Origin of the sequence: Nocardioides phosphati, assembly GCF_014646375.1 — a bacterium.
GTDB classification, from domain to species: domain Bacteria; phylum Actinomycetota; class Actinomycetes; order Propionibacteriales; family Nocardioidaceae; genus Nocardioides; species Nocardioides phosphati.
In genome coordinates this window covers 322,152-347,267 of sequence record NZ_BMNI01000001.1, presented here as the reverse complement: position 1 = coordinate 347,267, position 25,116 = coordinate 322,152, and the positions used below count along the sequence as shown (strand labels likewise).

Sequence of the window (25,116 nt, the reverse complement as noted above, 5' to 3'; positions counted from 1 at the left end):
AGTACGAACAGGAGAACCATGGAAATCAAGATCGGCATCCAGAACGTCGTCCGCGAGGTCGTCATCGAGACCAACGAGACGCCCGATGCGGTCGAGAAGCAGGTCAGCGACGCCATCAACAACGGCGGCGTCCTCAACCTCACCGACGGTCGCGGCCGCCGCGTGGTCATCCCCGTCTCCACCCTCGCGTACGTCGACTTCGGTGGCGGCGTCCAGGGCCACGTCGGCTTCCGCTCCTGATCCCACCGCCAGCGGCGCCACGCGGGCGCCAACCGTTGCCAACGGCACCTGTTGACGGCAATGTGGCGGACAGCAGGGCTCGCCAACGGGGGCGAGCCCGTGGCGAAAGGCCTGTTCCATGATCGGAACCATCCTGACCGCACTGATCGCCGGCACGGTGATCGGCATCCTGGGCAAGTTCCTCGCGCCGGGCGGCCGTGACAACATCCCGCTCTGGCTGACCGTCCTGTGCGGCGTCGGCGGCGTCTTCATCGGCAGCTACGTCTACGCCGCGATCTTCGACTGCACCAACATGAACAACTGCACCAACGGCGTCGACTGGTGGCGCCACCTGTGGCAGATCGTCGTTGCCGCGATCCTCGTCGTGATCGCCGCGGGGATCACCGGCCGCAAGCGCGCCTGACCCCTCCACGACTGCAGCAGCCCCCGGTCCCGCCGTACGGCGAATCGGGGGCTGCTGGTCTTTTCGGTAGCATCGCAGATGTATGTGCGCGGTTGACCCCCATGTGAGTGGTCGGCCGCTGAGCCCCCTCAATGGAAGAACTGAAGACCGTGACCACTTTCCGCGACCTGGGCGTGCTGCCCCAGATCTGTGACGCCCTCGAGCGCAAGGGCATCACCGAGCCCTTCCCGATCCAGGAGATGACCCTCTCCGTCGCCCTCATGGGCACCGACCTCATCGGCCAGGCCCGCACGGGCACCGGCAAGACCCTCGCCTTCGGCATCCCGATCATCCAGCGCGTCATCACCAAGGACGACCCGGCGTACGCCGGCCTGGCGCAGGGCAAGCCGCAGGCGCTCGTCGTCGCCCCCACCCGCGAGCTCGCGCTCCAGGTCTCCAACGACCTCGAGCTCGCCGGCTCGGACCTCGGCGTCCGCGTCCTCACCGTCTACGGCGGTGTCCCCTACGAGGGCCAGCTCGACGCCCTCACCGCCGGTGTCGACGTCGTCGTCGGCACCCCCGGCCGCCTCATCGACCTGATGAACAAGCGCGCCCTCGACATCTCCCACGTGAAGTCGCTCGTCCTCGACGAGGCCGACGAGATGCTCGACCTCGGCTTCCTCCCCGACGTGGAGCGCCTCCTGCGCGACACCCCCGAGACCCGCCAGACGATGCTCTTCTCGGCCACGATGCCGGCGGCGATCATCACCCTGGCGCGCATGCACATGCGCCACCCGATGAACATCCGCGCCGAGTCCGCCGCTGACGAGCAGACCGTGCCGGCGACCGCGCAGTACGTCTACCAGGTCCACGACCTCGACAAGCCGGAGATCATCGGCCGCGTCCTGCAGGCCGACGACGTCGACAAGGTCGTCATCTTCACCCGCACGAAGCGCCAGGCCCAGCGCGTCGCCGACGACCTGACCGACCGCGGCTTCGACGCCGGCCCGCTGCACGGCGACATGGCCCAGGTCGCGCGCGAGAAGGTCATGCAGAAGTTCCGCGAGGACAAGGTCCGCATCCTCGTTGCGACCGACGTCGCCGCCCGCGGCATCGACGTCCGCGGCGTCTCGCACGTCATCAACTACAACTGCCCCGAGGACCACAAGACCTACGTGCACCGCATCGGCCGCACCGGTCGCGCGGGCGCCACGGGCACGGCGATCACGTTCATCGACTGGGCCGACCTGCAGAAGTGGAAGCTCCACAACAAGGCGCTCGACCTGCCGTTCGACGAGCCGGTCGAGACCTACTCCACCTCCCCGCACCTCTTCAAGGACCAGGGCATCCCGGAGGGCACCAAGGGCCGCATCAAGGCTGCTGCCCCGGTCGAGCGCAAGCCGCGCGAGGACCGTGGCGGCTCCGGCCGTGGCGGCTCGGGCGCCGGCGAGCGTCGCGAGGGCGACCGTCCGTCGGGCAACCGCGACCGCAACCGGACCCGCACGCGCAGTGGCCAGACCGTCGCCGGCGAGTCGGGCGCTCCGGCGTCCGCCGAGCCGAAGCAGGCCGACGGCGCCAAGGCCGAGGGCACCGAGGGTGGCGCCCCGTCCGCCAACCGCAACCGCAACCGTCGCCGCCGTCGTTCGGGCGGCTCGGGTGGTGCCGGTGCCGGCCAGGCTCCTGCCGCCGCGGGCGCCGAGGGCTGAGGCTCTCCCCCCTCACGCAGCGAACGCCGCGTTCCCCTCGGGGAGCGCGGCGTTCGTCGTCGGTGGGTCAGCGGGCGGCGCGGGCGACGAGCGCCTTGGCCACCTCGCGGTACGCCGCGGCGCCCTTGCTCGTCTTGCTGGTGGCGAGGATCGAGCGCCCGGCCGCCGGGGCCTCGGCGAACTTGATCGTCTTGGGGATCGGCGGCTCGAAGACGTCGAGCTCGTAGACCTCGGAGATCGTGTCGAGCACCTTGCGCGCGTGGTTGGTGCGGCCGTCGTAGAGCGTGGGCAGCACGCCCCAGACCTCGAGGCGGCGGTTGGTGAACCGGCGTACGTCGTGGACGGTGTCGAGCAGCTGGCCGACACCACGGTGCGAGAGCGTCTCGCACTGGAGCGGCACGAGCACGCCGCGGGCGGCCGTCAGGGCCGCGACCGTGAGCACGCCGAGCGACGGCGGGCAGTCGAGCAGCACCCAGTCGTAGTCGACCCCGGCCTCCTTGAGGTCCTCGAGGACACCCTTGAGCACCTGCTCGCGGCCCGTGCGGGTGAGCAGGTCGGCCTCGGCGCGGGCGAGCTCGATCGTCGCGGGCAGGAGGTCGACGCCGTCGTCGGTCGCGATGATCACCTCGCGGGCGTCGAGCCCCTTGGTCAGCACGTGGTGCACCGACGCGTCGAGGTCCTCCGGGTCGATGCCCAGCGAGAACGTCAGGCAGGCCTGCGGGTCGAGGTCGACGAGCAGGACCTTGTGGCCGGCCTCGGCCAGGGCAGCGCCGAGCGAGGCGACGGTGGTCGTCTTGGCGACGCCACCCTTCTGGTTGGCGATCGCGAGCGTGGTGGTCATCGCGGCCATTGTGCCCGAAGGGTGGGCCAGATCACGCGGTGACCGCCCTGTGTCCTGCGTGCACGGCAGATGACTACGCTGGCGCGCATGGCTGACCACGACCACGCGCACGACGACGCCCACCAGCACGACCTCCTCCCGATGGCGGGCGAGGAGTCCGGCGGCTGCGGTGACGGCTGCGCCTGTGGCCAGCCGCAGACCGCGCTCGTCACCGGCGCGACGGCCGGCATCGGCCACGAGTTCGCGCGCCAGCTCGCGTCGTACGGCTGGAACCTGGTGCTCGTCGCGCGCGACGAGAAGCGGCTCACCGAGGTCGCCGAGGAGCTCCACTCGGCGTACGACGTCAACGTCGAGGTGCTGGCAGCCGACCTCGCCGACCCCGAGCGCCGGGCCGCTGTCGCCGGGCGCCTGGCCGACCGGGACAACGCCGTCGACCTGCTGGTCAACAACGCGGGCTTCGGGCTGAAGGAGAAGTTCCTCGACAACCCGATCGCCGAGGAGCAGCGCATGCACGACGTGCTGGTCACCGCGGTCCTCGAGCTGTCCCACGCGGCGCTCGGCGTGATGGCCGAGCGCGGGCACGGCGGCATCATCAACGTGTCCAGCGTCGCGGCGTTCATCCCGCGCGGCACGTACTCGGCAGCAAAGGCCTACGTCAACAAGTTCAGCGAGTGGGCGCACAACGAGTACGGCCCGCAGGGCGTGGCCGTCATGGCGCTCTGCCCCGGCTTCACGAAGACGGAGTTCCACGGCCGGCTCGGCATCGACCGCGACGCCTCCGCCCCGAAGTGGATGTGGCTCGACGTCGAGCGCCTGGTCGCCGACGCGATCAAGGACTTCGAGAAGGGCAGGATCTTCTCCATCCCGTCGAAGCGCTACAAGGCGATGGTCACCGTGTCGCGCGTCGTGCCCGGTGGCGTGAAGCAGAAGCTGCAGTCGCTCGGCCGGAAGTGACGCTCAGGCGCGCACGAACGCCCGCACCGCGTCGGCCACCATCTGCACCGCGATCGCGGCGAGCAACAGGCCCGAGATGCGCGTGACCAGCAGGACGCCGCTCGGGCGCAGCACGCGCATGATCGGCACCGAGAAGCGCATCGCCGCGTAGATGCACAGATGCACGCCGATGATGCCGAGCGCGACGGCGGCGAAGCTCGGCACCGAGTCGATCTCCTTGACGAAGAGCATCGTCGCGACGATGGCGCCGGGCCCGGCGAGCAGCGGGGTGCCCAGCGGGACCAGGGCGACGTTCTGCTCCTTGTTGCCGGTGAGGGCGGAGTCCTCCCCGCCCATCAGCAGCTCGAGGGCGACGAGCAGGAGCAGCAGGCCACCGGAGCACTGCAGCGCGGGCAGCGTGATGTGCATGTACTCGAGGATCTGCTGGCCGAAGACCGCGAAGACGGTGATCACCAGCAGGGCCACGGAGGGCGCCTGCCACGCTGCGCGACGGACGGCCTGCGGGCTCCGGCCCGAGGTGAGCGCCAGGAAGACCGGGATCGTGCCCGGCGGGTCCATGATCACGAAGAGGGTCACGAAGACCTCCGTGAGCAGCACGACGTCGAGGACCGAGCTCACGGGCGGACCACCTCGGGGGTCGGGCGGCCCGAGGCGGTGGCAGCGGCTGCTGCACGCTCGAGCAGGCGGGAGTACTCGTCGGGAGCGGTCGTGTTGCAGCCCAGGTCGTGACCGACCTTGCCGAGGCCGTGGTGGTCGCTGGAGCCGGTGACCACGAGGTCGAGGTCATGCGCGATCGCGCGGAGCTGGTCGCGCGCCGCGGGCTCGTGGTCCTCGTGGTCGACCTCGACGCCGGTCAGGCCGACGGCGGCCAGCTCGGCGAAGCCGGCGGCGTCGAGCGGCCCGGGGTCGTTGGCCCTCCCCCACGCGTGGGCGACGACGCTGACGCCGCCCGCGTCCATCACCGTGCGGATCATCGGCTCCAGCGGCGCGGCGTAGCGGTCGACGTACGCCGGGCGGCCGGGCCGCAGCAGCTCGTCGAACGCCTGCTCGCGGTCGCGCACGACGCCGGCTGCCACGAGGGCGTCGGCCACGTGCGGACGGCCGACCGCCGCCGCGTCGCCGGACACCCGGCGTACGTCGGCGTCGGTGAGCTCGATGCCGAGCTCGTGGAGCTTCGCGAGGATGCCCGGCACGCGGGAGTTGCGGCCGTCGAGGATCTTCTGGAGCGCGTTGACCAGCGGCTCGTACGCCGGGTCGGGCAGGTAGGCGAGCAGGTGCACGTCGCGCCCGCGGTGGCGGCAGCTGATCTCCATGCCGCGCACGAGCTCGAGGCCGACCTGCTCCGCGGCGGCGACGGCTTCGTCCCAGCCACCCGAGGTGTCGTGGTCGGTGATCGCGAGGACGTCGAGCCCGGCGGCCTTCGCCGCCTCCACGAGCTCCGTCGGGGACTGGGTCCCGTCGCTCACCCGCGAGTGGGTGTGGAGGTCGATGCGCACCCGAGCAGCCTAGGGGACGCGGGCCCTCACCACTCCGGCGCGACGCCTCCGAAGGGCACGGCGAGGAGTGGCGGGCCGATCGCGTCGGCCGGGGAGAGCGCCCATGGCTGCTGGAGCATGAGCACCGCGGAGGCGGGCCGGAGCACCACCCAGAGCCAGCGTCCGTCGGCCTCGCCCGCGAGCACGGAGCGGTCCAGGTCGCCACGGCCCTGGTGCGTCGAGATCGTCCAGAGCGGCACCGTCGACTGACCGACCCGCACGCGGGCGTCAGCGGGCCGGTTGCCGATGTCGGCGCCGGGGTCGGACCAGACGGTGCCGGCGACCTCCGCGCCGAGTCCGCAGCCGGGCTCCTCCGCCACGACGTGCATCGAGACGCCGCCGTCGTCGGGGTTGATCCCCTCCAGCTTCACGGCCGTGCCGTGCACGCGCTCCCCGGTGCCGCGCGCGGTGAAGTCTGCGACCCGCCATCCCGGCGGGAGCGGCCAAGGCAGGTAGGTGGGGAATCCGGAGGTCCGGGCCAGGTGCTCCGCGAAGGCGGCGTACGACGGAGGCTCGGGCCGCCGGCGAGGTTCCGGCGCCATGACCCCACGGTAGACCCGCGGGGACCACCGCCGACAGGGCATCAGCCCGCGGTGAGCACCTCGAACGTGCCGAAGACCGTGCGCAGGCGGTGGACCCGCATGACGTCGGTGAACCCCGCCGACTCCATCAGCCCCGGCACCCGGCCCTCGACGTTGCCCTGCGTGTTGGAGACGCCGTCGAGCAGCTGCACCGGCACGAACGCCGCCCGCATCAGCGGGTCGTGCGGCCTGCCCCAGTCGCCGATCACCAGCAGGCCACCGGGCCGCAGCACGCGGCGCATCTCGCGCAGCGCATCGGCCTTGGCCTCCAGCGGGAGGTGGTGCAGGACGAGCGTGCAGACGACGACGTCGAGCGAGCCGTCGGCGTACGGGAGGGTCGCGGCGGAGCCGACCTGCCAGCCCACGTCCGCGGCGCCGGGCTTCGCGCGGGCCAGGTCGAGGATCGCGGGGTCGAGGTCGACCCCGGAGACGACCCCGTGACCGAGCCGCGACGCGAGCGCGATCGCGAGCGTGCCCGTGCCGCAGCCGACATCCAGCACGGACCGCGGGCGCCGCTCGGCGACCAGCTCCACGATCCGCGGGCGCCAGTGCGGCTCACGCATCGAGAGCGCGATGGCGGTGTCGTAGAACCGCGTCAGGCCGGCGAAGCCCAGCGCGGGCACATGGTCCTCGACGCGGGAGCGACGGCTCATGCGTTCCAGCGCAGCATGACCGGGGTCTCGCGCTCCCAGCCGAGGACGGAGACCGTCGAGGTGTCGAGCCGGAAGTGCGAGCCCGCGCTCACCGGCAGCCCGAGCCAGCGCGCGGTGAGCACGCGGAGCGCGTGGCCGTGGCCGAAGACCAGCGTCCGGCCACCGGAGCGGGCGCGGGCCACGACGCGGTCGAGCCGCTCCCCCACCTCGGCGGCCGTCTCACCACCCGGCGACGGGTGCGTCCACACCGTCCAGCCCGGCACGGTCTCGCGGATCTGGGGCGTGGTGATGCCCTCGTACGCGCCGTAGTCCCACTCGACCAGGTCGTCGGTCACCTCGGCATCCGGGAAGCCGGCCAGCTCCGCCGTACGCCGGGCGCGCAGGCGCGGCGACGTGAGCACGAGGTCGAACTCCTGGCGCGCGAGGCGGTCAGCCAGGCCCTTGGCGACGGCCTCGCCCTCGGCCGTGAGCGGCAGGTCGGTCGTCGAGGTGTGCTTGCCGGTCCTGGACCAGGCGGTCTCACCGTGTCGCACCAGCCAGAGCTCAGAGGTCATGAATCCACCCTAGGGCCGGGAAGCCCGGCCGGCGTGCACGCACCTAGGCTGCGGCCGTGACGACGACTGCGCGGCTCCACCCCGGCTCGTTCCTGCTCGGCTCCACGCGCGAGCTCCTGGCCAACCAGGTCGACTTCCTCGCCTCGACGTACGACGGCGAGCACGACGTGGTCCGGTTCCGGATCGGCCCACCCGGACCGCTGCGCCGCGAGCTGCACGCCGCCCACAGTCCCGAGGCGGCCGAGCAGATGCTGAGCGCGAAGACCTTCGCGGGCTGGCGCAAGGACAACGTCTTCTACGACGAGATCCGGTTGGCGCTCGGCAACGGCATCCTCACCGCCCAGGACGACGACTGGCTGCGCCAGAAGCGCTTCATCCAGCCGGTCTTCACCCGTGCGCGGGTCGACGGCTACCTCGAGGCGATGGTCGACGAGATCGCGAAGACCATCGAGGAGTGGGAGCAGCGCGACGAGACCGAGGTCGACCTCCACGTCGAGATGACCGAGCTGACGCTGGCGATCGTCGCGCGCACGCTCTTCGGCGACGACCTCCGCGAGCTCGCCGAGGAGGTCAGCGACTGGTCGCCCGTCGCCAACGCCGCGATCCTCGGCCGCGTCGCCCTGCCGGCCCGCGTACCGCTCTCCTGGCCGCTGCCGGTCAACCGCACCATCCGCGACGCCCAGCAGCACCTGTACGCCGTCTGCGACGAGATCATCCGTCGCCGCCGGGCCGGCATCGACGTCGGCGACGACCTGGCCAGCCTGCTGATCGAGGTCCGCGACGGGGCCGACGCGCTGAGCGACGACGAGATCCGCGACCAGATGCTGGTCTTCCTGCTCGCCGGTCACGAGACCACCTCGACCAGCCTGACCTTCGCGCTGCACCTGCTGGCGAAGCACCCCGACGTGCAGGCGCAGGTGCTCGACGAGGTGCGGTCGGTGCTCGGTGACGCCAGCCCGACGCCCGCCCAGGCGCACAGCGGCCTGCCCTACACGACCGCAGTCCTCAAGGAGGCGATGCGGCTCTACCCGGCGGCGCCCTTCACCGGACGCCGTGCGGTCGAGGACACCGACCTGTGCGGCGTACGGGTGCCGGCGGGGTCGGACGTCGTCGTCTCCACGTGGTCGATCCACCGCCGCGCCGACCTGTGGCCGGACCCCGAGCGCTTCGACCCGACGCGCTTCCTCGGGGACGCGGAGAAGGGCCGCCACCGCTACGCGTGGATGCCGTTCGGCGCCGGCCCGCGGGCCTGCATCGGCCAGCACTTCTCGATGCTCGAGTCGGTCGCCGCGCTGGCCATGCTGGTGCGCGCCTTCGAGCTCGAGGACCTCACCGGCGGCGACGTGCGGGTCGCCTCGGCGATCACGCTCTTCCCGCTCGACCCGGTGCGGACCCGGGTCACGCCGCGCTCCTGAAATGCAGTCTCCGCCTGAAGGCGTGCACGAGCACTCCCTCAGCGGACGACCTCAGGCTCAGCGCGGGATGAAGACCCAGTAGTCCAGGTCGAGCAGCACGCCGTCGGCGTACTTGCCCTCGTCGTTGCGCAGCGTCATCGACTCGTCGCGGCCGCTGGTCGCGACCAGGCGCAGGCGCAGGGCGCCGACCGTCTCGCTGACCTCGGCCTTGTCGAGCACCTCCGACCACGCGTAGACCGTCGTGCCGGCGAACGCCGGGGCGACGTGCGAGCCGCCGTTGATCGCGGAGATCATCTGGGCGTTGGCCAGGCCGTTGAAGGAGAGCGCGCGGGCCATCGAGATCACGTGGCCGCCGTAGATCAGGTTGCGGCCGTCGGGGCGCGCCTCCTTGTTGAAGTGCACCTTGGCGGTGTTCTGCCACAGGCGGGTCGCCTGCTGGTGCTCCGACTCGGTCAGCGTCACGCCGTCGACGTGGTCGATCTTCTCGCCGACCGCGTAGTCGTCGTAGCGGAACGGCTCACCCGCCAGCCCGAAGTCGTACGCCGCGAAGTCCAGCCCGGCGGGCACCTGCAGGTCCGCCGGGGCGACGACCTTCGCGAGCTCGGGCAGCACGACCTCGGGGGCCGGCGCGTCGACGTCGCGCTTGTGGACCATCACCCAGCGGACCCAGTCGAGTGCGACCTCGCCACGCTGGTTGGTGGCGGTCGAGCGGACGTAGACGACGCCCGACTTGCCGTTGGAGTTCTGCTTGAGGCCGATGACCTCGGACTTCGTCGCCAGGGTGTCGCCGGGCACCACCGGCTGGTGGAAGCGGAGCTCGGCGTAGCCGAGGTTGGCGACGGCGTTGAGCGAGACGTCCGGGACGGTCTTGCCGAAGGCGATGTGGAAGGCGATGAGCTCCTCGACCGGGTGCACCTCGAGGCCGCACTGCGCGGCGAAGACGGCCGACGACGGGATCGCGAAACGGGTCGGGTAGAGCGAGCCGTAGACGGCGCGGTCGCCCTCGGTGACGGTGCGCGGCACGGCGTGCTCGATCACCTGCCCGATGGTGAAGTCCTCGAAGAAGTTGCCCGGGTTCGTCTTGCTGGCGCTCATGGGCAGCATCCTGCCGCACGACCCTTGCGCGCAGGCCCGCTGTCCGTCGTGACATCGGCCTCAGCGAGCTGCTCCCCGCACCTAGAATCAGCGTCGTGCGCGCCCAACTCCGCCAGACACTGGCCACCGTCGGCCTCGTCCTCGTGCTCGTGCTGGTGGGCGGGGCACTGCTCATCGCCCCGCGGCTCGCGGGCGACAAGACCCCGCCGGCGGCCGGGGCTCCCGCGCCCACGCCCACGACCGGTGCTCCCGGCACCGCCCTGCCCTCCCCCGGCACCGACGAGTTCGACAAGATCTTCAAGGACGCACCCTCCCCGGCTGCGCTCCGGCGCACCATGAAGCGCAAGGGGCTGGTCCCCGTCGGCGGGCCGCCCCCGACGGTCTCGCTCGACGTCAGCGTGGCGTCGTTCAACGTTCTCGGCGCCAGCCACACCCGCGGGCCGGAGCGCCGCAAGCGCTTCGCCGGTGCCCTCGCGCGCGTCCCCGGCCAGGTGGCCATGCTCGACCAGCGGTCGGTCACGATCGCGGGCCTGCAGGAGTTCCAGACCCCACAGGTCCACGGCTTCCTCGCGCGGACGCGCGGGCAGTGGGAGGTCTATCCCGGCGTGAGCATGGGCCCGCTCCTCGCCGACAACTCGCTCGCCTGGCGCAAGGACACCTGGGAGGCGGTCGAGCGCCGGATCGTCGAGATCCCGTACTTCGGCGGCAACCCGCGCGGCATGCCCTACGTCCTGCTGCAGAACCGCACGACCGGCCATCGGGTGTGGGTCGCCAACTTCCACAACCCGGCCAACATCGGCGGCAACTTCGCGCGCTTCCGCGCCGCCGCCCTCAGCATCGAGGCGCAGCTCGCGAAGCGGCTCGGCGCCAACGGCACCCCGGTGATCTTCACCGGCGACATGAACGACCGGCAGGCCTTCGCCTGCCCCTTCACCGCCGAAAGCGGGATGCACTCCGCCGACGGGGCGCGCACCGACGCGGCCGGCTGCCACCTCCCGCCGCGGCTCAACGTCGACTGGATCCTCGGCAACCGCAAGGTCAGGTTCTCGCAGTTCCTCGCCGACTTCGCCGCCCAGCACCGCCGGCTCACCGACCACCCGCTCATCACGGCGGTGGCGACCCTGCCGGCCGTCAGCAACGCGGCCGAGTGCCGCTTCGGCGCCTCGACGAAGGGCTACCTGTGGTTCTGCCCGCGCACGCGGCACTGAGCCCGGCGCACTGAGCCCGCGGCACTGAACCCCGGGGCGTCAGCCCTTCAGCGGGTCGCCGACACCCTCGCGGTACCGGTCCAGGATCTCGGCCACGGCCTTCTCGTCACGGTCCTGGACAGGGAGCAGCAGCTCCATCATCACGTCACAGAGCTCGGCGACGCGCAGGTTCACCCGGCGGCACTCCTGCACCTCCTGCTCGAGCACCTTGACGCGGTTGCGGAGCGTGCGGCGGCTGATCGCGCGCTGCTTCACCGACTCCATGACATCACCATCCTGACGATCGACTTCTCGTTGCTGCCGCCGGCGACGCCCGCCTCGGCCTCTGACAGGTGCTCGACGTGCTCCACCACGCCCTTGCTCGCCGCGACCAGGTCCGCGAAGGCGGCCTCGCGCAGGGGCCGGACGCCGAGCGCGCGGCTGTGCTCCGTCGGCGCGACGTACGCCTGCACGACGGCCTTGCCCGTGTCACGGGTGAGCATGCGCGCGAGGCGCAGGAAGTTGCGGCGGCCGTAGGAGTCCGTGGCGTCGAGCAGGTGGTGCGCCAGCACGACCCGCGGGCCCGGCACCCGTGCGATGCGCGCAGTGGTCTCCATCAGCGAGCGGAGCTCGAGCAGGTTGCACCAGAGCACGTTGACGCTCGCGCCCGTGCGTGCGGAGATCCGCATCGCCTTGCGGAGGTCCGGCTGGAAGTAGTCGAGCGCCCACACCGACGGCGCTCCCTCACGCGAGAGCCACGCGGCGTCGCGGCCGCCGCCACAGCCGACGTCGACGTACGTCGGGGCGTCGGGGGTCTGCTCGCGTGCCCACTCGACGAAGGTGCTCCGGCGCTCCGCCACGACCTCGGCGCGGGCCGCGCGGCGCTCCCAGCGCGTGTCCAGGCCGACGCGGGTGCCACGGAACCAGCCGTTGAGGCGGCGCTGCGTGCTCACCGGCGTCGTGAACTTGTACGCCGGGTCGGGCACGCGCCAGCTCTCGCCGTACATCGCCTCGAGGAGGTGCTCGGGCTCGGCCGGGACGGGGACGGAGCGGCCCGCGAGCTGCGCGGTGGTGCGCGGGTAGAGCCACTCGTCACGGAAGGGGTGGCCGACCTCGCCCATGAGGTACAGCTTCCCCTCGCGCTGGAAGCCACCGAAGACGTCGAGGCCGCGGGTGGCGCCGTCGTTCTCCTTGACGAGGACCTTGAGGCCCATGCCGCTGTAGCGCTGCACGGTGTAGCCCATGTCCTGGAGGCTGCGCTGGAGGTCGAAGGACTCACGGATGACGTCGGCGGGCTCGCTGTAGGGGCTGACGTAGCCGATGTCGGCGTCGGAGTCGTGGCCGATGAAGTCCTGGTCGCGGACGGCCCCGAGGAGGGTGCCGTAGGCGACGAAGGGCCGCACGCCCGCCTTCTCGAGGGCCTCGAGGACCTCCTCGAGCGCGTCGAGGAGCGGCTCCATCTCGGCGCCGTCGCGCTGCCCGAAGAGGTGCGAGAGACGCATGCTCTTGTCGAGGCCGACCGGGTTGCCCGCCTTGTCGACGACGGACACGACGCCCTCGCCGTCGCCGAGCACGGCGCTCGTCTCCGCGAAGACCGTGCCGTCGACCGGCGAGACCAGCGAGACCTCGACCGCGCCGTTGAGGAACCGCCTCAGCTGGTGGGGCCAGGCGAAGAAGCGCTCGCCGCCGCGCGAGGTGGTGTCGCGCCCGGTCCAGAACGAGAAGACGCGCTGGCCACCGAAGGCCACGTTGACCGGGAAGTCCCCGGAGGAGCCGCTCACGAAGAGCCCCTGGTCGTCCACCCGCAACCGGCGAATCCGCCCCTGATGCCCGTCGCTCGCTGCCACCCGCGCAGTATAGGGAAGCGTTCGCGGGCCGCCCCTATACTTCCGCGAGTGATCGTCACCGTGAGCACCGTCAAGGACAACCTCGACAACGTCCAGCGGTTCGTCCGCGGCAACCTGGCCGGCGGCGTCGACCACATGATCGTCTTCCTGGACGCCCCGGCGCGGGACGTCGAGGCCTGGCTCGCCACCGTCGAGCACGTCACCTGCATCGTGACCGACAAGTCCTGGTGGCAGGGCGAGCGCCCGCCGCTGCTCAACCGCCGCCAGCGGGTCAACGCCAACCTGGCCCGCGCCGCGCTCTCGATCGCCGACTGGGCCGAGTGGATCTTCCACATCGACGCCGACGAGGTCGCCCAGATCGACCGCGCCGCCCTGGCCGCCGTGCCGGCCGACCGGCCCGCCGTACGCCTGCAGCCGCGGGAGGTGGTCAGCGAGCTCGAGCCGGCCGGCGTGCCGATGCGGTTCAAGCGGCTCCTCGAGGACGACGAGCTCCAGCTCCTCGTCACGCTGGGCCTGCTGGCCGAGCCGACCAACTCGCTCTTCTTCCGCAGCCACATCGCGGGCAAGGTCGGGGTCCGGCCCTGCCTCGACCTGGCCCTGAAGTTCCACAGCGCCACCGACGACACCGGCGTCAACATCCCGACCGTCAACGACCCGGCGTTCACCCTGCTGCACTACGAGTCGTACTCCGGCGACGAGTTCGTCCGCAAGTGGACCAACATGGTCACCTCGGGCCCGTCGATCCACTTCGGTGCCCACCGCATGAAGATCGCCACCGCGCTCAAGGTGCTGGTCACCAGCGACCTGCCGGCGCCGGTCAAGGAGAAGTACCTCACCCAGATCTACCGCGAGCACATGGAGGACCCGATCGAGGTCCTCGGCGACCTCGGCTTCCTCGTCGACGTCGACCCGCTCCAGGGCACGCACCGTCCCGCCCCGCTCCCGACCGGGGCGCGCGAGCAGCTCGACACCGTGCTGGGCGCGATGCGCGACCTGCCGAAGCGCCACTACCTCCACGAGCGGGCGAGCATCCCCGAGGTGACCCGCACCCTGACCCAGATCGTGCCGGGCAGCACCCCGCGCCTGCACGCCAGCACCGGCTGGGTCGCGCCCAGCAAGCAGGCCCAGGCCGACGCCGGCCTGCGCGGACGGCTGCGCCGGCGCACGCGCTGACAGCAGCACCGCCCCGCAGCCGGTCGGCTGCGGGGCGGTGCTGTCAGTGCTGGTCGACTGCGGGTCGGCTCAGGCCATGCCGTGGGTGTGGTAGTCCCACACCCACTTCCAGTTGTCCAGGTAGCGGTCGTAGATGGAGCGACGGTAGATCTGGAACAGGATCTCGTCGCCGTACTGGCCGCCGTTCTGGAAGTTGCTCGAGCCGGTCATCACGATCCGCTTGCCGGTGGCCGTGCCGTAGTGGCCGTGGATCAGCGTGAGCTTCTTGTGGCTGTACAGGTCGATGATGCCGTCGCCGTCGGTGTCGTACCCGGTGCTGCGCGTGGGCACTCGGCCACGGCCCGTGGGCGCGAAGAGGATCGACCGCATCGACTTGGACATGAAGCCGACCATGATCTTGACGTCGCAGCCGTGGTCGTAGAGGTACTTCAGGCGCCGGGCGATGATGCCGCCACGCTCGCCGTCCCAGGCGTGCATGTCGACGCGGATCTTGGTCCGCCCGTCCGAGGTGCTGGCACCCTTGCAGCTGACGGGGCGCAGGAGCCGGATGATCGGGTCGCGGTACGGCGTCCACTCCGTCTCGGGGGTGGCGACCGGGTCCTTCGGGAACGGCATGACCTCGAGGTTGTACGACGTGCCGAAGGACTGCACGAGCCGCATGGGCTTGGCCCAGCGGTCGGCCGCCATCTGCTGGAAGACCATGTCGAGCGTCTTGTGGAGCGAGTACGCCTTGTTGACCGTGAAGAGGTCGTTGAACTGGTTGTCGGTGCCGTTGCGCTTCATGTTCAGCGAGCCGAGCATCACGACGTTGGTCGCGGCTCCGGTCTGCGAGAACAGGATGAACTTGCTGTGGTTGACGTCGCCCTGGCCACGGCAGCTCGCCGTGCACTGGTAGAAGAACGTCGCCTTCGTGCGGTCCGTGCCGAACCGGTTCTTCAGCCGCACCTGCGCCGGCGGCAGCTCGTGGTTGTTGGTGATCACCTGGACGTGGACCCCGCGGCCCCGCGCGTTGACCAGTGCGTCGGCGACAGGCCAGCGGTCGAAGGAGAACATCGACATCTTGATGTAGGAGCCCTTGACGGCGTGGTTGATCGCGCCGATGACCTGCTGCTCCAGGATGTACTGCTTCGCGCCCTCACGCGGGACGTTGAACTTCACGCCCGGCGTGGGCATCCACGTCGCCGCCGAGGCACCGGGGATCGTGCCGGGGCCGGCCGGCGCCATGAGGCTCAGGAACAGGACCAGGGCCACGACGGGCGTGGCGACCAGGGCCCGGCTGGGCCGCGCGCGGCGGCGCGCGACGTCAGGGGTGGCGAGGGCAAACATGCCGAGCAATATACGTAGCGTCGCGTGACGCTTCCTAATCTATCGACTACTTGCCGGCGTGACGCTGCGCACGACGGAACCAGCCGCGCACGGGCTCCGGCTCGGGTTCGGCGGCCGCGGCCGGCGGAGGATTCCGCAGCGCCCGGATCGTCTTCGCCTGCTCACGGCGGTCCTCGAGCATCGTCGCGATCAGTGCCCCGGCAGCCTCGAGCATCTCCGCCTCGGTCACCGACTCGAGCTGCCGCGACGCGGGGAGCTCCTCGGGCACGAGCAGCGCCGCGGGGTCGCCGGCCACGTGGAAGCCCCGCTCGGTGATGAGCCGGACCGCAGCCTCCGCGCGGCTGCGGCACTCCTGGAGCAGGTCCTCGGGCAGGCCGAACCGCTCCCTCTTCTGTACGGCGAGGTGCTGCTCGGCGAGGTAGCCACGGATCCACACGCCGCGGTCGATCGCCTTGCGGAACTCGCTGAGGTGCGCGTTGACCCGGCGCAGGAGCTCGACCTGGACCACGCCGAGCGACGGGTTCGCCGGCGCCGGGGGCGCGGCGTACGTGTCGGGGAGGCCGAGGACCTCGCGGAAGTTCTGCCAGTGGCGGTCCGCGGGCTCGGAGCGCCCGGGCATCGGCAGGAGGTGGACGTGGTCGGCGGGGAGGGTCGAGGTCCACCGCTCGAGGACCCCGCGGAGGTCCCACGTGCGCCACCCGAACTCGGAGTTGTCGTCCGTGGCGGCGAGCGTGCGGAGGTCGACGAGGCCGCCGTTCTTCACCTGCTCCTGCCACCCGGCGGTCAGCATCGCGGCGGTGTGGCGCGCGGTCACGATGACGTGGACCTCGGCCGGCGCCAGGCGGGCGATCGCGCGCTCGGCCTGCTCCTGCGACGCGCCGCAGAAGAACTCGTGCGAGAGGAGGGCGTCGCCCTCGTGCTCCTCGATCGCGGTGGCGAGGCGCTCCCAGGCGCCCGGTGCACGCGGAGCGCGCTGGGTCAGGTCGCGACCCTGCACCTCGAGGGCAGCCCAGAGGTGCTCGCGGTGCCCGCGTCCCGGCAGGAGGAGCCCGTCGGCGCGAAGGGCCTCACGGTTGTCCCACAGGACACCCTGCAGGTACGTCGTGCCTGTCTTCGGCAGGCCGATGTGCCAGAAGACCCTTCGCGCCATCACTCACTCCTCGAGCCGGGACCAGCGGGTGCCTGTCAGAGCGCGTACTCCTTGAGGAGCTGGCGACCGATGATCATCTTCTGGATGTCGGACGTGCCCTCACCGATCAGCATGAACTTGACCTCGCGCATGAGGCGCTCGATCTCGTACTCCTTGGAGTAGCCGTAGCCACCGTGGATCCGGAAGGAGTCCTCGACGACCTCGTTGGCGTACTCCGCGGCGACCATCTTGGCCATGCCGGCCTCGACGTCCATGCGCTTGCCGGTGTCCTTGAGGCGGGCGGCGCGGACCATCATCGAGTGGCTGACCTCGACCTTGGTCGCCATCTCGGCGAGGCGGAAGAGGATCGCCTGGTGCTCGGCGATGGCCTTGCCGAAGGTCTTGCGCTGCTGGGCGTAGGCGACACCGAGCTCGAAGCCGCGCCAGGCCAGGCCGCAGGCACGGGCGGCGACGTTGACGCGGCCGACCTCGACACCGTCCATCATCTGGAAGAAGCCCTTGCCGGGCGTGCCGCCGAGGATCTGGTCCGCGGCGATCTTGTGGTCCTCGAGGATGAGCTCGGTCGTCTCGACGCCCTTGTAGCCCATCTTGTCGATCTTGCCGGGGACGGTGACGCCCTGGGCGGTCTCACCGAAGCCGGCCTCCTTCTCGACGAGGAAGGTGGTCATGTTCTTGTAGACCGAGTCGGCACCCTCATCGGTCTTGGTCAGCAGGGCGACGAGCGTCGACGAGGCGCCGTTCGTGAGCCACATCTTCTGGCCGGTGATGGAGTACGAGCCGTCGTCGAGCTTGGTGCCCTTGGTCGCGATGGCGGAGACGTCGGAGCCGAGGCCCGGCTCGGACATCGAGAACGCGCCACGGACCTCGCCGGTCGCCATGCGCGGGAGGTACTTCGCCTTCTGCTCCTCGGTGCCGTGCTGCATGAGCAGGTAGGCGACGATGAAGTGCGTGTTGATGACGCCGGAGACGCTCATCCAGCCGCGGGCGATCTCCTCGACGACGAGCGCGTAGGTCAGGATCGACTCACCCAGGCCACCGAACTCCTCGGGGATGGTGAGGCCGAAGACACCGAGCTCCTTGAGGCCGTCGATGATCTCCTGCGGGTACGTGTCGGAGTGCTCGAGCTCCTGCGCGACCGGGATGATCTTGCTGTTCACGAACTGGCGGACGGTGGACAGGATCTCCTGCTGGATATCCGTGAGGTCCTCGGTCTGGCACAGCTTGGCCATGGGGGCACTACCTTCCTGAGCGCGGGCGCAAAACAGAGGGAGTCTAGGGCGTCGACGCCGTCACGGCGGTGACGGGTCCGTCACGTGGTGGACCACACCGATCACTTCAGTCACACTGGCAAGCGGTGGTCACAGCCACCGTGTTCCTGCTGCCCGCTCGACCGGAGTGTCGCCATGTCCCCCAGCACGCCCGCCCGACCCGCCCGCACCCTCGGCCGCTGGCTCGCCGCGGTGACCGTCCCGGTGGTCGCGACGGCTGCCCTGCTCGCGCCCGGCGCCGGCTGGCAGCACCACTCCGGCACCGCGCGCCAGGCCAGCTCCACCGCCGCTGCGCCCACGCAGTTCCGGGTCGCGAACTTCAACGTCCTGGGCTACAGCCACACCAAGCCCGGCGGCGACCGCTATCCCAAGTACGCCGGCGGCAACACCCGCATGCTCTGGACCACGCAGCTGATGGCGAAGCACGACGTCCAGATGATCGGCTTCCAGGAGTTCGAGCCGCCGCAGTACGACAAGTTCAAGGAGCTGATGGGCTCCAGCTGGGACGTGTGGCCCGGCCGGGCGTTCACCGACTCGACCTCCGAGTCCGTCGCGTGGCGGACGAAGGACTGGACCGCGATCCAGCGGCTGACCTACAAGTCGCCGTACTTCTACGGGCACCTGCGCATCCACCCGCTCGTGAAGCTCCGCAACAACCACACCGGCCAGCTCGTGTGGCTGATGAACACCCACAACCCCGCGGACACCCGTGGTGACGCGCAGCAGTGGCGCGACGCCGCCGAGCGGGTCCAGGCCAAGCTGGTCAACAAGCTCCAGGCCGCCGACCCGGACATCCCGGTCCTCTTCACCGGCGACATGAACGACCGCGAGAAGTTCTACTGCCCGATGACCTACCTGACCGACCTCGAGTCGGCCTCGGGCGGCGTCCACGGCGAGCCCGCCGACGGCGACCCGTACCTCTGCCAGCCGCACCTGCCGATGATCTACGACTGGATCATGGGCACGTCGAACATCGGCTTCAGCGGCTACACCGAGGACGACAGCGACTTCGTCGACAAGACCTCCGACCACGCCTTCGTCTTCGCGAACGCGAGCATCGCGCCGCAGCCGGCCCGCGCCGCCGGCGTGAAGCGCGTCGTCGTGGTCGACATCCAGGGGCTCCGCTCCAACACGGTGAAGGCCGGCCGCGCCCCGTTCCTCTCCTCGCTCGTGGCGCAGGGTGCCGCGACCTTCCAGGCGCGCGCCGACAACGACAACCGCCTCGCGCTGCCCAACACGATCAGCCTGCTGAGCAGCCGCCCGGTGGCCACCAGCATCGGCGGCCACGGCGTCACCAGCAACCGCTACAGCGGGCCGTCCGTCCACGCGGCCGCCGGACAGTACGTCTCGAGCATCTACGACATGGCGCACAACCTCGGCATGCGCACGGCCTTCTACTCCGGCGACGCGCGCTCCAAGCTGGTCACCCGCACGTGGGACTCCAGCCTCGCCGGCAGCGACAAGTACGGCGTCGACAACGGCCGCGGCAAGATCGACGGCCGCCTGATCTCCACGTCCGACGCCGACCCGTACAAGGCCGCCCGCCAGGCGCTCACCGACCGGCCGGCCCGGATCACCGTGCTGCAGCTGGGCGGCGTGCTGCGTGCCGGAGAGCGCTACGGCTGGCACAGCACCGAGTACATCCGGGCGGTCAGCGTCGCCGACACCCGCCTGCGCCGCCTCGTCGGCGGCCTCCAGGGCACCGCGAGCACGGCCGGATCGACGCTCGTCGTGGTCACCGCGAGCGTGCCCGGCGCCCCGGTGTCCACCTACGGGTACGGCGTACCGCTGGTGGTGTGGGGGCCTTCGGTCCCGCACGCCGACCTCTACGCGATGAACCCGCAGTACACCCGGCCCGCCGGGTCGCAGCGCCTGCCGGCCACCGGTACGCCGATCAACACCGGCGTCATCGGGAACCTCGCAGCCTCCGCCCTGACCCTGCCCGCCATCCCGCGCAGCAGGTTCGACGCCCACCTGCGGCTCGGCGTCTTCGGACCCTGAGCCGCACCCTCCCCTACCCCGATACGGTGGCCCCGTGAGCACCTCGCCCTCTCGCGTCTTCGTCGCCCGCCTCGTCGGGCTGCCGATCTTCGACCCCCTGGGTGACCAGGTGGGCAAGGTCCGCGACGTCGTGGTGACCCTGCGCACCGACGGCCGGCAGCCGCGCGTCCTCGGCCTCGTCGTCGAGGTCCTCGGGCGCAAGCGCGTCTTCGTCCCGATGACCCGCGTGACCAGCGTCGACAGCGGTCAGGTGCACACGACCGGCCTGGTCAACATGCGCCGCTTCGAGCAGCGCAGCACCGAGACGCTGGTCGTCGGCGAGATGCTCGACCGCCACGTGAGCGTCCGTGGCAGCGACACCACCGGCACCGTCTACGACGTCGCCATGGAGCAGGGCAGGACCCGCGACTGGGTGCTCTCCCGCGTCGCGATCCAGGAGCCCGGCAAGGGGCTGCGCCGCCGCGGCCAGACCCACGTGCTCGAGTGGACCGACGTCGTCGGCCTCGCCCACGCCCAGGCCACGCAGGGCGCGACCCACCTGATCGCCTCGCTCAACGAGATGCGCCCGGCCGATGCGGCCAACGTCATCCACGACCTCCCGCCCGAGCGGCGTACGGCTGTGGTCGCGGGCATGGACGACGAGCGCCTGGCCGACGTCCTCGAGGAGCTCCCCGAGGAGGACCAGGTCGAGATCCTCGAGCACCTCGACTCCGAGCGCGCCGCCGACGTCCTCGAGGAGATGTCGCCCGACGACGCCGCCGACCTGATCGCCGACCTCTCCCCCGAGACCGCCGCGACCCTGCTCGAGCTGATGGAGCCCGAGGGCGCCGAGGACGTCAAGCGCCTGCTGTCGTACGGCGAGGAGACCGCCGGCGGCATGATGACCGTCGAGCCGGTGATCCTCGGCCCCGACGCCACCATCGCCGATGCGCTCGCCCACGTGCGCAACCCCGACCTCACCCCGTCGCTGGCGTCGCTGGTCTACATCTGCCGCGCGCCGCTCGAGCCGCCGACGGGCAAGCTGCTCGGCGTCGCCCACATCCAGCGCCTGCTGCGCGAGCCTCCCTCCACGCTCGTGGCGGCTGCGCTCGACGACTCCCTCGACCCCCTGCGCGTCGACTCCACGATCGAGGACGTCGCGGCCCACCTCGCGACGTACAACCTGGTCGCGGCGCCGGTCGTCGACGACGAGGGACGCCTGCTCGGCGCGGTCACGGTCGACGACCTCCTCGACCACATGCTCCCCACCGGCTGGCGTGACCAGCGCGACCTGGGCGGGCGCCGATGAGCAGCACCACGCAGAAGCGCCTCGACGTACCCCGTGACAAGCGGAAGCCGCTGCGCGCCCCGAAGCTGAGCACCGAGGAGTTCGGCGTCTTCGCCGAGAAGTTCGCGCGCTTCATGGGCACCGCGAAGTTCCTGATCTGGATGACGATCTTCGTCATCCTCTGGCTCGGCTGGAACACCCTCGCGCCGAAGGACATGCGGTTCGACCCGTACTCCTTCACCTTCCTCACCCTCATCCTCAGCCTCCAGGCGTCGTACGCCGCGCCGCTGATCCTGCTCGCGCAGAACCGCCAGGAGCAGCGCGACAAGGTGATCGCCGAGCAGGACCGCCAGGCCAACGCGCGCGCCCACGCAGACATGGAGTTCCTCGCCCGCGAGGTCGCCTCGCTGCGCATGTCGGTGGGCGAGGTCGCGACCCGCGACTTCCTCCGCTCCGAGCTCCGCTCACTCCGCGAGGACCTCACGCCCGACCCCGAGCCGGCGGGCGACGAGGATCACCCCTCCAGCCGCTGATCCTGCTGTCCGGGGGCGCGGGGTCACCGCGTACCCTTGGGCACCATGAGCACCCCCTCCCTCGAGCAGGTCAACGCCGCGCTGGCGACGGTCAACGACCCCGAGATCAAGCGCCCCATCACCGAGATCGGCATGGTCGACACCGTCGACATCACCGACGGCGGCGCGGTGACGGTCCGGCTCCTGCTCACGGTGGCGGGCTGTCCGATGAAGGACACCCTCACGCGCGACGTGACCGCCGCCGTCTCGAAGGTCGCCGGCGTCACCGGCGTCACGGTCGACATGGGCGTGATGGACGCCGACCAGCGGGCGAAGCTGCAGGAGACGCTCCGCGGCGGCCACGCCCAGCGCGAGATCCCCTTCGCCAAGCCGGGATCGCTCACCAAGGTCTACGCGATCGCGTCGGGCAAGGGTGGTGTCGGCAAGTCCTCGATGACCGCCAACCTGGCCATCGCGCTCGCCAAGCAGGGCCTCAAGGTCGGTGTCGTCGACGCCGACATCTACGGCCACTCGATCCCCGCCATGCTCGGTGTGGCGGACTCCCGCCCGACCCAGGTCGAGGACCTGATCATGCCGGTCCCGACCCCGTCGGGCGTCTCGGTGATCTCCGTGGGCATGCTCAAGCCGCGCCGTGACCAGGTCATCGCCTGGCGTGGCCCGATGCTCGACCGGGCGCTCGTGCAGATGCTCGCCGACGTCTACTGGGGCGACCTCGACGTCCTCCTCCTCGACCTTCCGCCGGGCACCGGCGACATCGCGATCTCGCTGGGCCAGCACCTGCCCAACGCCGAGGTCGTCGTCATCACGACGCCGCAGGAAGCCGCCGCCGAGGTCGCCGAGCGTGCCGGCACGATGGCCTCGATGATGCACCAGCGCGTCGTCGGCGTCGTCGAGAACATGTCCTGGATGGAGCTGCCCGACGGCTCCCGCATCGAGCCCTTCGGCTCGGGCGGTGGCCAGCGCGTGGCCGACACGCTCTCGCAGCGCTTCGGCTACGAGGTGAAGCTCCTCGGCCAGATCCCCCTCGACCCGTCCCTCCGCGAGGGCGGTGACGCGGGCAAGCCGGTGGTCGAGGCCGACCCGACCTCCGCGGGCGCCCAGGCGATCACGCAGGTCGCCGACGCGCTCTCCGGCCGTGGGCGTGGCCTCGCCGGCATGCAGCTCGGTCTCACGCCTTCCAGCAAGTTCTGACCGGGCGCCCGGCTAGGCTCTGCGCGTGTTGGATGTCGGCTGGGGCGAGCTCTTCGTCATCGGGCTCGTGGTCGTCCTGGTCATGGGGCCCGACCGCCTGCCCGAGTTCGCGGCGCAGGCTGGGCGGTTCATCCGTCGCCTGAAGGGCTACGCGGACGCCGCGCGCGACGACCTCCGCCGCGAGCTCGGCCCGGAGTACGCCGACCTCGAGCTGCGCGACCTCGACCCACGGCGGATGGTGCGCAAGCACATCGACGAGGCGTTGCGCGACGCTGACGACGAGGAGGCGACCCGCGCCGGCCTGCGCCCCCTCGCTGCCGGCGAGCGGCCGCCCTTCGACGCCGACGCCACCTGAGGCGCAGCCTCAGCGGCGCACAGCCGCAACGGCGGTGAACGCCACGAGGGCCGTCGCCCCACCGTCGGGCTGGAGCTCGACGAAGTCGGCGCCGATCCGGCCCACCCGGCCGTCGAGCTGACCGCCGCTCCGCAGGCGCACCAGGCACCGCTCCCCCACCATCGCGCGCAACGCCGAGCCCACTCCCAGCCGTGCCGTCACCGGCCACGCCTCGGGCGGGACAGCCCGCGGTGGCAGGCCCCGCACCGTCTCCACGGCGTCGAGGAGCACGATCCACTCGACCGCGCCGTCTGCGAGCAGGAGCCAGCCATCCGCGACGCGCACGAGCTCGCCCTCGACCGTGCCCACACCGGCCACCTGGAGGGCCACCCGGCCGCCGAGGCCGGCCATCAAACGCCCGGGCAGCCCGACGCGGGCGTACTCCGCCCGCGCGCGCTCGGCGACCTCCAGCCCGCGCTCCGCAGCCCAGGCCCCCTGGGCCTCCTGCTCCAGGTCGTCGAGGAACGCCGCGAGCCCGCGGTCGTCGTCGTACGCCATCTGCCACCTCCCGAGTTGCGACGAGGCCACCACCGTCATGCCTGACATCCAAGCCTGTGCACACCAACCTTGACAATGCGCGATAACCAACGTGTAGTGATGCAAACGCACGCAAACGCATAGGTCGGGGTCGTTCATCATGTCTCGGGATTCTCGGCGCGCACCCGCCTCCAGGTGCCTCCTCCTCTGGTCAGTGCTCAGCGCAGGTGCCGCCAGCGCCCTGCTCCTCGCGCGGGCCGAGCTCGTCGCGGCGCGGCAGGAGATCACCGCGCCGGGCGGCACGGCCTTCGCGCCCGTGCTCGCCTTCGGCGCCACCGTCGCCCTCGCGGCCTCGGTCACGTGGCTGTGGTGCGTGATGACCGCGGCGACCCTCGAGGCGCTCCACGGCGTGCACCGCGTCGACCTGCCCGGCGTGCGCGGCGCGGTCCGCCGCCTCGTCCTGGCGGGCTGTGGCGTCGCCCTCGCGACGGGCGTGGTCCCTGCCGCCCATGCCGACCCCGTGAGCGGCGTCGCCGGCCAGCCCCCGCAACCGCTGACGGCGCAGGCGCAGGCGCAGGCGCCACCCACCCCGGTCTCCCCCACACAGCCGCGTGCCGCGCACCGGTCACGGATCGTCGAGCCTGGTGACTCCCTCTGGTCGATCTCCGCCTCACGGCTCGGCGCTGGCGCGAGCGACGCCGAGATCGACCAGGCGTGGCACACGCTCTGGCGGGCCAACCACGAGGTCGTCGGCGGTGACCCCGACGTGATCGAGCCCGGTCAGCGCCTCGAGCTGCCGGAGGCGCAGCGATGAGCGCCGTCGCCACGCAGCGGACGTGGGCGCCCGCTCCCCTGCGCGTCGTCCAGGAGACGCTCGACCTCGAGGGCGGGCCGCTCGACCGGACCTCCTCGCGGCTGGCTGCCCCGGTGGTCCCCGAGACCTCGGTGCTGCGGGGTGCCGACGCGGTCGTCGTGCCACCCGCAGTCCGGCGCGAGGCGCACCGGTGGGCCCTCGCCTTCGGCCAGGCCAGCGTCGAGGCCGTCCTCGGCGACCGTCCGGTCAACCAGCTCCTGCGCTGGGCGACGCCCGCGGTCTACCGCGAGCTCGCCTACCGCTCCCGTGTGATCGCCCAGGCCACCCTGCGCCAGTCCGGCGGCCACGGCCCGCGGCGTCCCGCCGTGCGGCCCCAGGTCCGTCAGGTGCGCCTCTGCTTCGTCGACGCGGGGGTCGCCGAGGCCGCGATCACGGTGCAGTACGGGCCGCGCGTCCGGGCCGTCGCCGCCCGGCTCGAGCACGACGGCGGCCGGTGGCTCTGCACGGCCCTCGAGTTCGCCTGAGAAGAGCA

General features: G+C 71.4%; 27 protein-coding genes. 14 read left to right on the top strand and 13 right to left on the bottom strand.

Annotated features, from left to right (window positions below; all coding sequences use genetic code 11):
- Window positions 1-18 precede the first annotated feature (18 nt).
- From IEX47_RS01670 to IEX47_RS01660, 3 genes are all read left to right on the top strand, one after another.
- Entirely contained in the window at window positions 19-240 is a 222-nt protein-coding gene (locus IEX47_RS01670) for a DUF3107 domain-containing protein (protein WP_188782238.1), read from the top strand.
- Between the two features lie 118 nt (window positions 241-358).
- Entirely contained in the window at window positions 359-643 is a 285-nt protein-coding gene (locus IEX47_RS01665) for a hypothetical protein (protein ID WP_188782236.1), read from the top strand.
- Between the two features lie 131 nt (window positions 644-774).
- Window positions 775-2,328 (top strand): DEAD/DEAH box helicase, encoded by a 1,554-nt coding sequence (locus IEX47_RS01660; protein ID WP_308423235.1) that lies wholly within the window; start codon window positions 775-777, stop codon window positions 2,326-2,328.
- 67 nt (window positions 2,329-2,395) lie between these two features.
- Here the strand turns inward: IEX47_RS01660 and IEX47_RS01655 are convergent, their stop codons facing one another.
- Entirely contained in the window at window positions 2,396-3,169 is a 774-nt protein-coding gene (locus IEX47_RS01655) for a ParA family protein (protein ID WP_188782234.1), read from the bottom strand.
- An 87-nt stretch (window positions 3,170-3,256) separates the two neighbouring features.
- On the opposite strand from IEX47_RS01655, the gene IEX47_RS01650 reads away from it, so the two are divergent.
- A complete protein-coding gene (locus tag IEX47_RS01650) occupies window positions 3,257-4,123 on the top strand; it encodes an SDR family NAD(P)-dependent oxidoreductase (RefSeq protein ID WP_229662535.1) in 867 nt (288 codons plus the stop codon).
- A gap of 3 nt (window positions 4,124-4,126) precedes the next feature.
- Here IEX47_RS01650 and IEX47_RS01645 read toward each other — a convergent pair whose 3' ends face one another.
- From IEX47_RS01645 to IEX47_RS01625, 5 genes are read right to left on the bottom strand one after another with little or no spacing between them, the layout of a single operon-like run.
- The gene (locus IEX47_RS01645) at window positions 4,127-4,741 is read right to left on the bottom strand and encodes a MarC family protein (RefSeq protein WP_188782232.1); all 615 of its coding nucleotides are present in this window, start codon (window positions 4,739-4,741) and stop codon (window positions 4,127-4,129) included.
- Window positions 4,738-5,619, bottom strand: coding sequence for a PHP domain-containing protein (locus tag IEX47_RS01640; protein WP_188782231.1), 882 nt, complete (start codon window positions 5,617-5,619; stop codon window positions 4,738-4,740). Before IEX47_RS01640 ends, IEX47_RS01645 begins: the two co-directional genes overlap by 4 nt.
- A gap of 26 nt (window positions 5,620-5,645) precedes the next feature.
- Window positions 5,646-6,200, bottom strand: a complete 555-nt coding sequence (locus IEX47_RS01635) for a DUF6758 family protein (RefSeq protein WP_188782229.1) — start codon at window positions 6,198-6,200, stop codon at window positions 5,646-5,648.
- Window positions 6,201-6,241: 41 nt separating this feature from the next.
- Entirely contained in the window at window positions 6,242-6,892 is a 651-nt protein-coding gene (locus tag IEX47_RS01630) for a class I SAM-dependent methyltransferase (protein WP_188782227.1), read from the bottom strand.
- Window positions 6,889-7,446 (bottom strand): histidine phosphatase family protein, encoded by a 558-nt coding sequence (locus IEX47_RS01625; protein WP_188782225.1) that lies wholly within the window; start codon window positions 7,444-7,446, stop codon window positions 6,889-6,891. The genes IEX47_RS01630 and IEX47_RS01625 overlap by 4 nt, the downstream gene beginning before the upstream one ends.
- A gap of 56 nt (window positions 7,447-7,502) precedes the next feature.
- Here IEX47_RS01625 and IEX47_RS01620 point away from each other — a divergent pair, with 56 nt between their 5' ends.
- A complete protein-coding gene (locus IEX47_RS01620; RefSeq protein WP_188782223.1) occupies window positions 7,503-8,861 on the top strand; it encodes a cytochrome P450 in 1,359 nt (452 codons plus the stop codon).
- Between the two features lie 57 nt (window positions 8,862-8,918).
- On the opposite strand, the gene IEX47_RS01615 is transcribed toward IEX47_RS01620, so the two are convergent.
- Window positions 8,919-9,956 carry a MaoC family dehydratase gene (locus IEX47_RS01615; protein WP_188782221.1) on the bottom strand — a complete coding sequence of 346 codons (1,038 nt, stop codon included), beginning with the start codon at window positions 9,954-9,956 and terminating at the stop codon, window positions 8,919-8,921.
- 95 nt (window positions 9,957-10,051) lie between these two features.
- On the opposite strand from IEX47_RS01615, the gene IEX47_RS01610 reads away from it, so the two are divergent.
- Window positions 10,052-11,164, top strand: coding sequence for an endonuclease/exonuclease/phosphatase family protein (locus IEX47_RS01610; RefSeq protein WP_188782219.1), 1,113 nt, complete (start codon window positions 10,052-10,054; stop codon window positions 11,162-11,164).
- Between the two features lie 39 nt (window positions 11,165-11,203).
- On the opposite strand, the gene IEX47_RS01605 is transcribed toward IEX47_RS01610, so the two are convergent.
- Window positions 11,204-11,428, bottom strand: a complete 225-nt coding sequence (locus tag IEX47_RS01605; protein WP_188782217.1) for a DUF6752 domain-containing protein — start codon at window positions 11,426-11,428, stop codon at window positions 11,204-11,206.
- Window positions 11,416-12,924 carry a class I SAM-dependent methyltransferase gene (locus IEX47_RS01600; protein WP_188782215.1) on the bottom strand — a complete coding sequence of 503 codons (1,509 nt, stop codon included), beginning with the start codon at window positions 12,922-12,924 and terminating at the stop codon, window positions 11,416-11,418. The genes IEX47_RS01605 and IEX47_RS01600 overlap by 13 nt, the downstream gene beginning before the upstream one ends.
- 114 nt (window positions 12,925-13,038) lie before the next feature.
- Between IEX47_RS01600 and IEX47_RS01595 the strand changes: the two genes are divergently transcribed.
- The gene (locus IEX47_RS01595; RefSeq protein WP_188782213.1) at window positions 13,039-14,163 is read left to right on the top strand and encodes a glycosyltransferase family protein; all 1,125 of its coding nucleotides are present in this window, start codon (window positions 13,039-13,041) and stop codon (window positions 14,161-14,163) included.
- A gap of 69 nt (window positions 14,164-14,232) precedes the next feature.
- Here IEX47_RS01595 and IEX47_RS01590 read toward each other — a convergent pair whose 3' ends face one another.
- Genes IEX47_RS01590 through IEX47_RS01580 form a run of 3 tightly spaced genes read right to left on the bottom strand, consistent with a single transcriptional unit; the run spans window position 14,233 to window position 17,868 of the window.
- Entirely contained in the window at window positions 14,233-15,489 is a 1,257-nt protein-coding gene (locus IEX47_RS01590) for a phospholipase D-like domain-containing protein (RefSeq protein ID WP_188782211.1), read from the bottom strand.
- 46 nt (window positions 15,490-15,535) lie between these two features.
- Window positions 15,536-16,639 carry a hypothetical protein gene (locus IEX47_RS01585; RefSeq protein WP_188782208.1) on the bottom strand — a complete coding sequence of 368 codons (1,104 nt, stop codon included), beginning with the start codon at window positions 16,637-16,639 and terminating at the stop codon, window positions 15,536-15,538.
- A gap of 35 nt (window positions 16,640-16,674) precedes the next feature.
- The gene (locus tag IEX47_RS01580) at window positions 16,675-17,868 is read right to left on the bottom strand and encodes an acyl-CoA dehydrogenase family protein (RefSeq protein WP_188782206.1); all 1,194 of its coding nucleotides are present in this window, start codon (window positions 17,866-17,868) and stop codon (window positions 16,675-16,677) included.
- Window positions 17,869-18,042: 174 nt separating this feature from the next.
- Here IEX47_RS01580 and IEX47_RS01575 point away from each other — a divergent pair, with 174 nt between their 5' ends.
- Genes IEX47_RS01575 through IEX47_RS01555 form a run of 5 tightly spaced genes read left to right on the top strand, consistent with a single transcriptional unit; the run spans window position 18,043 to window position 23,254 of the window.
- Window positions 18,043-19,908 carry a hypothetical protein gene (locus IEX47_RS01575; RefSeq protein WP_188782204.1) on the top strand — a complete coding sequence of 622 codons (1,866 nt, stop codon included), beginning with the start codon at window positions 18,043-18,045 and terminating at the stop codon, window positions 19,906-19,908.
- Window positions 19,909-19,942: 34 nt separating this feature from the next.
- A complete protein-coding gene (locus IEX47_RS01570) occupies window positions 19,943-21,196 on the top strand; it encodes a magnesium transporter MgtE N-terminal domain-containing protein (protein ID WP_188782202.1) in 1,254 nt (417 codons plus the stop codon).
- Window positions 21,193-21,708, top strand: coding sequence for a DUF1003 domain-containing protein (locus IEX47_RS01565; protein ID WP_188782200.1), 516 nt, complete (start codon window positions 21,193-21,195; stop codon window positions 21,706-21,708). The genes IEX47_RS01570 and IEX47_RS01565 overlap by 4 nt, the downstream gene beginning before the upstream one ends.
- A gap of 45 nt (window positions 21,709-21,753) precedes the next feature.
- A complete protein-coding gene (locus tag IEX47_RS01560) occupies window positions 21,754-22,899 on the top strand; it encodes an Mrp/NBP35 family ATP-binding protein (RefSeq protein WP_188782199.1) in 1,146 nt (381 codons plus the stop codon).
- Between the two features lie 25 nt (window positions 22,900-22,924).
- The gene (locus IEX47_RS01555; protein ID WP_188782197.1) at window positions 22,925-23,254 is read left to right on the top strand and encodes a sec-independent translocase; all 330 of its coding nucleotides are present in this window, start codon (window positions 22,925-22,927) and stop codon (window positions 23,252-23,254) included.
- A 9-nt stretch (window positions 23,255-23,263) separates the two neighbouring features.
- On the opposite strand, the gene IEX47_RS01550 is transcribed toward IEX47_RS01555, so the two are convergent.
- Complete coding sequence (locus tag IEX47_RS01550; RefSeq protein WP_229662534.1) at window positions 23,264-23,830, bottom strand: hypothetical protein; 567 nt, start codon at window positions 23,828-23,830, stop codon at window positions 23,264-23,266.
- Between the two features lie 154 nt (window positions 23,831-23,984).
- Here IEX47_RS01550 and IEX47_RS01545 point away from each other — a divergent pair, with 154 nt between their 5' ends.
- Both IEX47_RS01545 and IEX47_RS01540 read left to right on the top strand, forming a co-directional pair.
- Window positions 23,985-24,584, top strand: a complete 600-nt coding sequence (locus IEX47_RS01545; RefSeq protein ID WP_188782195.1) for a LysM peptidoglycan-binding domain-containing protein — start codon at window positions 23,985-23,987, stop codon at window positions 24,582-24,584.
- Window positions 24,581-25,108, top strand: coding sequence for an Rv3235 family protein (locus IEX47_RS01540; protein ID WP_188782193.1), 528 nt, complete (start codon window positions 24,581-24,583; stop codon window positions 25,106-25,108). The genes IEX47_RS01545 and IEX47_RS01540 overlap by 4 nt, the downstream gene beginning before the upstream one ends.
- Window positions 25,109-25,116 lie beyond the last annotated feature (8 nt).

What these genes read in the sequence shown, in the direction of transcription:
- IEX47_RS01650 (WP_229662535.1), top strand. Translation starts at nt 3,257, where the DNA reads ATGGCTGACCACGACCACGCGCACGACGACGCCCACCAGCACGACCTC.
- IEX47_RS01585 (WP_188782208.1), bottom strand. Translation starts at nt 16,639, where the DNA reads ATGGCGCGAAGGGTCTTCTGGCACATCGGCCTGCCGAAGACAGGCACG.
- IEX47_RS01635 (WP_188782229.1), bottom strand. Translation starts at nt 6,200, where the DNA reads ATGGCGCCGGAACCTCGCCGGCGGCCCGAGCCTCCGTCGTACGCCGCC.
- IEX47_RS01560 (WP_188782199.1), top strand. Translation starts at nt 21,754, where the DNA reads ATGAGCACCCCCTCCCTCGAGCAGGTCAACGCCGCGCTGGCGACGGTC.
- IEX47_RS01540 (WP_188782193.1), top strand. Translation starts at nt 24,581, where the DNA reads ATGAGCGCCGTCGCCACGCAGCGGACGTGGGCGCCCGCTCCCCTGCGC.
- IEX47_RS01625 (WP_188782225.1), bottom strand. Translation starts at nt 7,446, where the DNA reads ATGACCTCTGAGCTCTGGCTGGTGCGACACGGTGAGACCGCCTGGTCC.
- IEX47_RS01550 (WP_229662534.1), bottom strand. Translation starts at nt 23,830, where the DNA reads ATGACGGTGGTGGCCTCGTCGCAACTCGGGAGGTGGCAGATGGCGTAC.
- IEX47_RS01655 (WP_188782234.1), bottom strand. Translation starts at nt 3,169, where the DNA reads ATGACCACCACGCTCGCGATCGCCAACCAGAAGGGTGGCGTCGCCAAG.
- IEX47_RS01615 (WP_188782221.1), bottom strand. Translation starts at nt 9,956, where the DNA reads ATGAGCGCCAGCAAGACGAACCCGGGCAACTTCTTCGAGGACTTCACC.
- IEX47_RS01665 (WP_188782236.1), top strand. Translation starts at nt 359, where the DNA reads ATGATCGGAACCATCCTGACCGCACTGATCGCCGGCACGGTGATCGGC.
- IEX47_RS01590 (WP_188782211.1), bottom strand. Translation starts at nt 15,489, where the DNA reads ATGTTTGCCCTCGCCACCCCTGACGTCGCGCGCCGCCGCGCGCGGCCC.
- IEX47_RS01660 (WP_308423235.1), top strand. Translation starts at nt 775, where the DNA reads ATGGAAGAACTGAAGACCGTGACCACTTTCCGCGACCTGGGCGTGCTG.
- IEX47_RS01580 (WP_188782206.1), bottom strand. Translation starts at nt 17,868, where the DNA reads ATGGCCAAGCTGTGCCAGACCGAGGACCTCACGGATATCCAGCAGGAG.
- IEX47_RS01630 (WP_188782227.1), bottom strand. Translation starts at nt 6,892, where the DNA reads ATGAGCCGTCGCTCCCGCGTCGAGGACCATGTGCCCGCGCTGGGCTTC.
- IEX47_RS01670 (WP_188782238.1), top strand. Translation starts at nt 19, where the DNA reads ATGGAAATCAAGATCGGCATCCAGAACGTCGTCCGCGAGGTCGTCATC.
- IEX47_RS01605 (WP_188782217.1), bottom strand. Translation starts at nt 11,428, where the DNA reads ATGGAGTCGGTGAAGCAGCGCGCGATCAGCCGCCGCACGCTCCGCAAC.
- IEX47_RS01565 (WP_188782200.1), top strand. Translation starts at nt 21,193, where the DNA reads ATGAGCAGCACCACGCAGAAGCGCCTCGACGTACCCCGTGACAAGCGG.
- IEX47_RS01575 (WP_188782204.1), top strand. Translation starts at nt 18,043, where the DNA reads ATGTCCCCCAGCACGCCCGCCCGACCCGCCCGCACCCTCGGCCGCTGG.